We start from the raw sequence: 8321 nt of genomic DNA, 5'->3' as shown, positions 1-8321 counted from the left end.
CGCCGACCACCCAACTGGTGCGCAGGATCAGGTGCCGTGGCGTGGCCGCGGCAAGCTGCACTTCGCCCTCGAGCTTGCTGCGGCCATAGGCACTTTGCGGGGCGGTCGGGTCCGTCTCACGGTAGGGGCGGGTTCCGTGACCGTCGAACACGTAGTCGGTGGAGTAGTGCACCACCAGAGCGCCGATGGCCGAGGCTTCCGCACCGAGAATGCCGGGCGCGGTACCGTTGATGGCAAAGGCCAGGTCGCGCTCGGTTTCAGCGCGGTCCACAGCGGTATAGGCGCCTGCGTTGACGATGATGGTGGGCCGGTGCCGGCGGACGGCCTGCCGGATGCTCTCCGGCTGGCTGAGGTTGCATTCAGCCGAGCCTAAGGCCACCACCGGCCCCAGGGGGGCCAGTGAGCGCTGGAGTTCGAAGCCGACCTGGCCGTTCTTGCCGATCAGCAGGATGCTCATTCGCGCGGCCCGTACTGCTGGTCGATCCACTGCCGATAGGCACCGCTTTGCACCTGCTGCACCCATGCCTGGTTGTCGAGGTACCAGCGTACGGTCTTGCGGATGCCGGTTTCAAACGTTTCCGCTGGCTTCCAGCCCAGCTCGCGGTGGATCTTGGTGGCGTCGATGGCGTAGCGGCGGTCGTGCCCGGGGCGGTCCGTCACGTAGGTGATCTGTTCGGCATAGGGCTTGCCGTCGGCACGGGGGCTCATTTCGTCGAGCAGGGCACAGACGGTCTTGACGATCTCGATGTTGGGCTTCTCGTTCCAGCCACCGACGTTGTAGGTTTCGCCTGGTGTGCCCGCTTCGAGCACGCGGCGGATGGCACTGCAGTGGTCCTTGACGAACAGCCAGTCGCGCACCTGCATACCGTCTCCGTACACCGGCAAGGACTTGCCGGCCAGGGCGTTGACGATCATCAGCGGGATGAGCTTTTCGGGAAAGTGCAGTGGCCCGTAGTTGTTCGAGCAATTGGTGGTGAGCACCGGCAGACCATAGGTGTGGTGGTAGGCGCGCACCAGATGGTCGCTGGCGGCCTTGCTGGCCGAGTATGGGCTGTTGGGCTCGTAGGGGTTGCGTTCGGTGAACGGTGGGTCGGTGGGGCTGAGCGTGCCATACACCTCATCGGTGGACACATGCAGGAAACGGAAGGACGCCCGTGCCTCGCCTTCCAGGCCGCCCCAGTAGGCACGCACCGATTCGAGCAGGTGGAAGGTGCCCACGACGTTGGTCTGGATGAAGTCTTCCGGCCCGTGGATGGAGCGGTCGACATGGCTCTCGGCGGCAAAGTTGACCACGGCGCGCGGACGGTGCTCGGCCAGCAGCCGGTCCACCAGCGCGCGGTCGCCGATGTCACCGTGCACGAAGATGTGGCGTGCGTCACCTTGCAGGCTGGCCAGGCTGTGCAGGTTGCCGGCGTAGGTGAGCTTGTCGAGGTTGATGACGGGTTCATCGGACTGGGCCAGCCAGTCGAGCACAAAATTGGCGCCGATGAAGCCGGCAGCTCCGGTGACGAGGATCATGGGTCAGCGATGTCCTGTGGTGATGCGGTCAGGGTGAGGGTGGGAGACGGCTGCGCCGCCTGCCTGGGGCGGTGATGGCTGCCCTTCAGGGTCCGTCGTAGGCGGTGGCCACTGGCAGCCGCCCCAGGTACCGGCAGAAATAACGGGCCATGCTGGCCGCATGCCAGGCCATGTAGCGGGGTCTTTGGTGGCTGGCGCGCTGCGCGTCGTGGATCACCACCACACGCGGATCGCACACCACCTTCCAGCCGGCTCGCCACAGACGGGCGCAGATATCGACATCCTCGTAGTAAAGGTGGAATCTATCATCAAATCCTCCCACATGCCGAAATGCCGAACTGCGAAAGAGCAGAAACATGCCGGCGGTCCACTCGACCGAGCGCGCTTTGCCCTCGCCCGGGACCAGCGGGTAACGTCCGTCGTCGATGCCGCGCGACTTGCGCCACAGTCCCGCGGGGGTCGGGAAGTGGCGGGCGTTGTCTTCCACGGTGCCGCGGGGGCTGATGACCAGGGGGGCGACGACACCAACCTTCGGATCCTGCATGCAGCGCAGCAGCGCAGGGAACGGGTCGCCCTGGAGCCGGATGTCGGGATTGGCGACGCAGAAATACGGCGTGGTGCAGCCTTCGAAGGCCTGGTTGTGGTTGGCGGCGAAGCCTTGGGGGCGGGCATTGGTGACCAGCCGCGGTGCCAAAGAGGCCGGTGGCCGCAGCGGCTCGTCCGGGATGTTGGCGGTAACGACCAGCTCGCTGATGGACGCATTGCCGTCCAGGTCGGCCAGGAACTGGTTGGCCAGGCGTGCCTGGCCATGACTGACGAGCGACAGCCGAATGCTCATCGTGGAGCCCCTGCGTGTGTCATGGCATGTCCTTCGCTGCTCCCCGAGGGTGCGTGGGCAGGCAGGGGCGGCTCTGTGCTGCGCTCGCGTTCATAGCCGGCGCAGCACGCGGTAGAGGAAGCGTTGAATGGGGGCGGGAGGGCCCTCAAGCCAGCCGGCCAGGCGAGCGGCCAGGGCCTGGCGGAATGTCAGTTCCGGGCCGAAGCGCTGGCGGAAGGCACGCGCCTGGCGGGCATTGAGCCGGAAGATCTCGGCGTGGCGGTTGTCGAAAATGCGGTGCAGGATGGAGCGGTAGATGACCGGCTCGTCCTTTTTCTTGGCGCCGATGGTGTTGGCCTGGTGCTGCCGGTAGTCGATGACGGCCTGGTCGATGTAGGCGCGGCGCCCGAAGGCACTGGCCACCAGCGAGAGCCACCAGTCGTGCATGATGGCCTCGGGGTGGATGGGCAGGGCGCGGCGGATGAGGGCCTGGTTCATCAGGCTGGTGCAACCAGTGACGGTGTTGCTCAGCAGTTGGGCGGCAAAACCCGGAAGCTGCACCTGCAAGCCCTGGAATCGGGCCATCGAGGGTGCAATTTCCTGGCCATTCTCGGTGACCAGCCGCAAGTCGGCGTGCACCAGTGCGGGCGTGCGCTCGTCACCGGCCTCCAGGGCCTGCAGACGCTGCGCGCAGATGGCCAGTTTGTCGCTGTGCCACAGATCGTCCTGGTCGGAGAGGGCGATGTACAGGGGCCAGCCGGCGGGGACGTCGGGGGGGGTGAAGGCCAGGGCAGCCGCCATGAGCTCGGCGAAATTGCCACAGGCACCCAGGTTGCCTTTGTCGTCGGCGAGGACATGGACGCGTTGCGGATGGCGCTGGCGGTACGTGTCCAGCACCTCGCGCGAGCGGTCGGTGGAGCCGTCGTCGCGGCACAGGATGTAGACGTGTGCCAGGCTCTGGTTCAGGATGGACTCGATCTGCTCGGCCAGGAAGCGCACGCCGTTGTACACCGGCAGCAGGACCAGGACGGCGCAGGCGGGTGGTGTCGTGGTGGGTGAGGTCATGGAATGGATCGGTGTCAGAGGCGCCCGAGTGCGGCGCCCAGGTGGAGCGACAGTTGCCCGGCCAGCGTCTGGCGCCACAGATGCCCTTCGCGCAGGGCGGCGAGCCGGTGTCGGGCGCTGCTGCCATGGCGGACGCGGCGGAAAGCGTCGAGCTGATGACGCGCCTGGGGCGTCAGGCGGTCGGCCAGCGCGCCCAGGCCGCGCTCGGTCAGCTCGCCCCAGTGCCGGTACTGCCCTTGCCAGAGCAGGCCCAGGCGCTGGAAGCGGTCGCGGATGCGGGACTGCGCGCCGATCAGGTTGCCCGCGTGCTGGCGGTACAGCAAGGCAGGCGTGGGGTCGAAATGAAACAGGCCCCCCGCGCCGGTTGCCAACTGGTAGGCCGTCCAGTCGTGCACGACGGCGAGCGCCGGGTCGTAGGCCTGCAGCAGGCGCAGCAGGGGGCGGTTGAAGACCATCGTGTTGCCGCTGGCCACGTTTTGCAGCAAGGCGTTGCCAAACCCCAGCGGACGTGCCGGCACGGGGCTTTCGCCCAGCGGGCGCAAGTGCTCGTCCACCCAGCGCGTGCGGGCACCGTACAGCGCGGGCTGTGCGGAACTGTCTGCGCCGAGTGCCGATGCCAGGGCGGTGACGGCCCGCGCGAGCTTGTCGTCCAGCCAGACGTCATCCTGGTCGCAAAAAGCAAACCATTCGCTGGGATCGTCATCGGCGACGCTGGCCAGCAGGTGGAAGAAGTTGGCCGTCGAACGGCGCCGGGGGCCTTCGAGCAGGCGGATGGTGTGCGCAGGGTGGGTCTGGGCGAACCGCTCGCAGATCGCCTGTGTGCCATCGCTGGACCCGTCATCGCTGATGGTCAGACGCCAGTCGGTATGACTTTGGCGCGCGATCGAATCCAGCTGCTGTTGGAGGAAGGCTGCGCCCTGGTAGGTGGCCAACAGGATGTGAACCTGCATGTCGCCCGTGATCAGAGCCAGCGGCGGCTGGCCAGCCCCAGAAGAAATGCCGCCGCATCGCCGAGCATGTTGGTCAAACGCATGCTGATGCTCAGTCCAACGGCGGCTCCGGCACCGACCACCGGGGTCAGCAGCAGGATCATCATGGCCTCGCGCACCCCGACGCCGCCGGGCGAACCGGGCACCACATAGCCGATCACCCAGGACGCCACATAGAGGATGGTGAGCGTGTAGTAGCTGCCGGCGCTGACGCCGAACAGCCAGGCCGCCTGCATTTTCAGCATGGCGCCCAGCGTGTGCAGGCCCAGCAGGATCAGGAAACCGACCACCAGCGCCGTTTTGAGGGTGGGGGCCGAGATGAGATGGCCGCCACCCAGGCGGCGGCTGAGGGCCGGCAGCCAGCGGTTGAGCAGCGTGACACCGATCCAGGGCAGGAACAGCAGGACCACGGTGATGACCGCCATCTGCGGCACATCCAGCCCGTCGGGCAGGTGCTCGGCGAGGATCTGGCTCTGGGTCAGCAGCGCCAGGGCCGCAAAGGCGAAGCCGATGCCGACATGCCACAGGATGTCGACCAGCACGGTGTTGACGGTGGCCGAAATGGGCACGCCCGCGGCCTTGCCAAGGGCCGCGCGGCCGGCGAAATGGCCGATGTTGCCCGGCAGGTACTTGCCGAACTGGGAGATGGCCATGATCTGCATGGCCTTGCCGGGCCTGAGCTTGACGCCATGGTCCTTGAGCAAGGCACGCCAGAGGTAGCCGGTGACCAGGATGGTGAAGACGGTGCCTGCCACCGACAGCACGACGGCCGCCATGCTGCGGGCATTCCAGTGGATATGGGGGATGTCGTCCAGGCGCGAATACAGCGCATGCAGGAAGTACCCGAATGCCAGGGCAACCACGGCATAGGCAGCGAGCTTCAGGCCGATTTTGGCCAGGCGGGAGGCGGACACGTGGGGAGATCCTTTATGCGTCCACAGCTTCTTGGACGATGGCTTTGAAGGCCGCACCGAATCGGTCCATGGTGCAGTGCTGCAGGAAGATCTGGTGCCCCTGACGGGCGATGCGCTCACGCAGTGCGGGGTCGTTCTTGAGTGCCAGCACGGCGTCGGCAATGGCCTGCGGGTCCGCCGGCGGCACCAGGTAGACGCTTTCGCCGTGCTGCAACAGCTCCTGCACCGGCTCATTGCGGCGGGTGATGAGCGGCTTGCCCATGCCGATGGCCTCGATCACCTTGTTGGTCAGCACCAGGCTGGCGCGGTCATTGTCACCGAAGATGCCCAGGCACACGTCGGCGCGGGCCATGAAGCGGGTGAGTTCGGCGTAGGGGACCGGGTCGTGGAAGGTGACATTGCCCAGACCCAGCTCACGCACCAGCGCCATGTCCGCCTCGTAGGTCTGGCCCTTGCCCACGATCTGGAAGCGCACGCCATGGGGCTCCAGCAGCTTGGCTGCCCGGAGAATGTGGCGCACGCCGTGGAACGGGATGTATTCGCCATGAAAGTGCACCAGGAAGTGGTCGCGCTCTTCGTGCTGCACGATCGGGTGGATGACGGTATCGTCGACCGAGAGGAACAGGCGCCGGAACCGGGACGTGTCACCGCCGATCACCCGCCCGAAATGGCGGATGACGTGGTGGCTGTCGAGGATGGACAGGCGGGTGCACCGGTGCGACAGCCAGTCGCTCCAGGCATAGAGGCGGGCCTTGAGCGAACCTGCCTTGGCCTTCTGCCGGTCATAGACCATCGTGTCGTACGTGAGGATGTACATATCGAACACGATGGGCTTCCAGGTGAGCAGACGCACCAGCGGCATCAGCAACTGGCCATAGAAACCGACCACCACCACGTCGCAGGAAGGGGCCTTCAGGAGCGTCTGCCACAACAGGCGCGGGTAGTGCTTGAAGGATTTGTCGGGTGGGGTGCAGGGCACCACGTCACAGCCCTGGTCGCGCAGAGCCTTGATGACATTGCGGGTGCGTGAATAGGCCTGCTCCCTGCCGGCGACATAAAGGATTTTCATCGGATGCCGGCGTCTCAGAAGCTGAGGTCAGCGAGCAAAGCCACGGACGATGCGCCGGTGATGTTTTGCAGGTCGGCCGTGTAGTTGGCCCGCAGACGCCAGCCCGATGCCAGCTGCATGTGGGCGCCCAGGCCCAGGTAGGTGTGCTGGAGGCGTCCCTGGTGGAAGATTTCGCTTTGTTGGAGCTGGTTGGCCGATTCCTGCATGAAGACCTGCACGGAGCGCCGTGAGAGACTGGTCTGGTGCTGCAGGCTGCCACCCAGTTGCAACTTGTGACCGCCGTCGATGGCGATGACGGGACTTTGCAGGTCCAGACCGACACCAGCCAGCCAGTACTGGCTGGCGCTGGAACTGAAGCGCACATCGCTGGTGTAGAGGGATGACAGGGTGGCCGGGTTCAACTGGTGACGCTGGACACCGACGGACATCCAGGGCGTGACCCTGGAGCCCTGCCATTCGAGTGCCTTGCGGACCTTGTGTTCGAAAGCCCATGACTGGCCGCGGGTGCGGTTGAGGGATTGCAACTGCAGGATGTCGTCCGCCGAGTGGCTCAGGTCCTGGTGGTCGATGCGCGTCAACTGGGTACTGAATGTCAGTCCGCCGGCGGGCTGGTGCCAGTAGAAGGCTGTCGCGCTCGAGTGGCGTGCGTTGGAGACACGGTCGCTGGCGCTCGCCAGGGACTGGCGGCCGTCCTGACCGTACTGGACGAAGGCCAGGCCCATGCGACCGTCGGCAGTCCTGCCGGCGCCGGAACCTGAACCCGCAGACCCGAAGTCGAGCGCGATGCCGCGCGGCGCGCGCAGACCCATGCGCTCGTGCGCCGGGTCATCGAGCCGGAAGGCGCTCTGATGGCGTCGACCGCCCTGAAACACGCCGTTGACCGGGTCGGTCCCCAGCGCGAGCAGGCGCAGACCGGGGGCGACCTTGCCTGTGTCATCGGCGTAGGTCAGTACCAGGGTACCGTTGTCGATGTCCTGGTTCAGTCGCGAGACAGTCTCGGCACCGGCTGCCAGCGTACTCGCCCAGTTCCAGCCGCGGGAGATGTAGTGCTGGTAGACCCGGGCGATGATGTCCTGCCCGCGGCTGCCGAAATGGGTGGCGTCGTTGTAGAGGGTGTCGATGGACGAGCGCGAGGCGTTGGCGGTGGTGACGTTCTTGAAGCCGAATCGTTCGGGGTCTTCGAAGATGCGCTCGAAGACCGTGAACATGTCCACGGCGATCACGTTCGGTGTCGCATTGGCCAGTTCGCCCAGCATCTTGTTCCAGCCGCGCACCTGGCTGTATGGGGCAGCGTCGGAGACACCCGGACCCTTGCTCCAATCGTGCAACTGCGTGATGAACAGCCGGTTGTTCCCCGAGGTGGCGCCGTCCTTGACCAGGCGTGCCACCGCGTCCTTGTAGCCCGTGGTCGAGCGGACCAGGTTGTCGGGGCTGCCGAGTCGGCCGATGTCGTTGTGGCCCATGTAGATCACCGTCAGGTCGCGGTCGGCGATCGGGCTCTTCTTGCCTTCCCAGGTCGTGATCTGCTGGTCGAGTGCGCGCCTTTCGCCGTACATGGCCCGGGCACCGCCAATGGCGTAGTTCTCAGTCCTCAGGGCCAGCCCGCGCCTGCGCGTCAACTCGACCCAGTTGGCCGTTCCCGTCGAGTCGGTCCACTGCTTGTCGGTGTAGCTGTCACCGAAAGCCCGCAAGGTATTGACCTGGACGGCTCCGCCACTGCCGGACACGAACGGATTGGCTACCTCGGACGGGGCCACTGGCCCCGAACTGGAGCAGCCGGCTAGGAGGCTGGCCAATGCGATGGCCGACAGGACGCAGGATCTCGGCAGGTACGACATGGGGCGACAGGAAGGAAATGGTGGTGGGAAGCCGGCGACCGTTGATCAGTCGCTACCGAACAGATCGCGGGTGAACACCTTGTGTTCGACGTCCGCGAGGCTGGGGTGCAT

8 protein-coding genes are annotated in these 8321 nt (G+C 66.0%); all 8 read right to left on the bottom strand.

From position 1 onward, the window contains the following. On the bottom strand, nt 1–457 hold a 457-nt coding region (locus tag PHQ87_RS12145; protein ID WP_300234603.1), incomplete at its 3' end, for an NAD(P)-dependent oxidoreductase. Further along, nucleotides 454–1518 carry a dTDP-glucose 4,6-dehydratase gene (gene rfbB, locus PHQ87_RS12140; RefSeq protein ID WP_300234599.1) on the bottom strand — a complete coding sequence of 355 codons (1065 nt, stop codon included), beginning with the start codon at nt 1516–1518 and terminating at the stop codon, nt 454–456. The genes PHQ87_RS12145 and rfbB, both read right to left, overlap by 4 nt. A gap of 85 nt (nt 1519–1603) precedes the next feature. Beyond that, on the bottom strand, nt 1604–2356 hold the full coding sequence (locus tag PHQ87_RS12135) for a glycosyltransferase (protein ID WP_300234596.1): 753 nt from the start codon (nt 2354–2356) through the stop codon (nt 1604–1606). Between the two features lie 90 nt (nt 2357–2446). Beyond that, nucleotides 2447–3400: a glycosyltransferase family 2 protein gene (locus PHQ87_RS12130; protein ID WP_300234592.1), complete on the bottom strand. Its 954-nt coding sequence runs from the start codon at nt 3398–3400 to the stop codon at nt 2447–2449. A gap of 14 nt (nt 3401–3414) precedes the next feature. After that, nucleotides 3415–4350, bottom strand: a complete 936-nt coding sequence (locus PHQ87_RS12125) for a glycosyltransferase family 2 protein (RefSeq protein WP_300234590.1) — start codon at nt 4348–4350, stop codon at nt 3415–3417. An 11-nt stretch (nt 4351–4361) separates the two neighbouring features. Further along, nucleotides 4362–5303, bottom strand: a complete 942-nt coding sequence (locus PHQ87_RS12120; RefSeq protein WP_300234588.1) for a lysylphosphatidylglycerol synthase domain-containing protein — start codon at nt 5301–5303, stop codon at nt 4362–4364. 13 nt (nt 5304–5316) lie between these two features. Then, nucleotides 5317–6372, bottom strand: a complete 1056-nt coding sequence (locus PHQ87_RS12115; protein WP_300234585.1) for a glycosyltransferase — start codon at nt 6370–6372, stop codon at nt 5317–5319. Nucleotides 6373–6386: 14 nt separating this feature from the next. Continuing rightward, nucleotides 6387–8099 (bottom strand): GDSL-type esterase/lipase family protein, encoded by a 1713-nt coding sequence (locus PHQ87_RS12110; protein ID WP_300234582.1) that lies wholly within the window; start codon nt 8097–8099, stop codon nt 6387–6389. Between the last annotated feature and the right edge of the window lie 222 nt (nt 8100–8321).

This window comes from Hydrogenophaga sp., assembly GCF_028698005.1.
Lineage (GTDB): Bacteria > Pseudomonadota > Gammaproteobacteria > Burkholderiales > Burkholderiaceae_C > Hydrogenophaga.
Note: the sequence above shows the minus strand (reverse complement) of the source record. Positions and strands in the feature narration are given on the sequence as shown.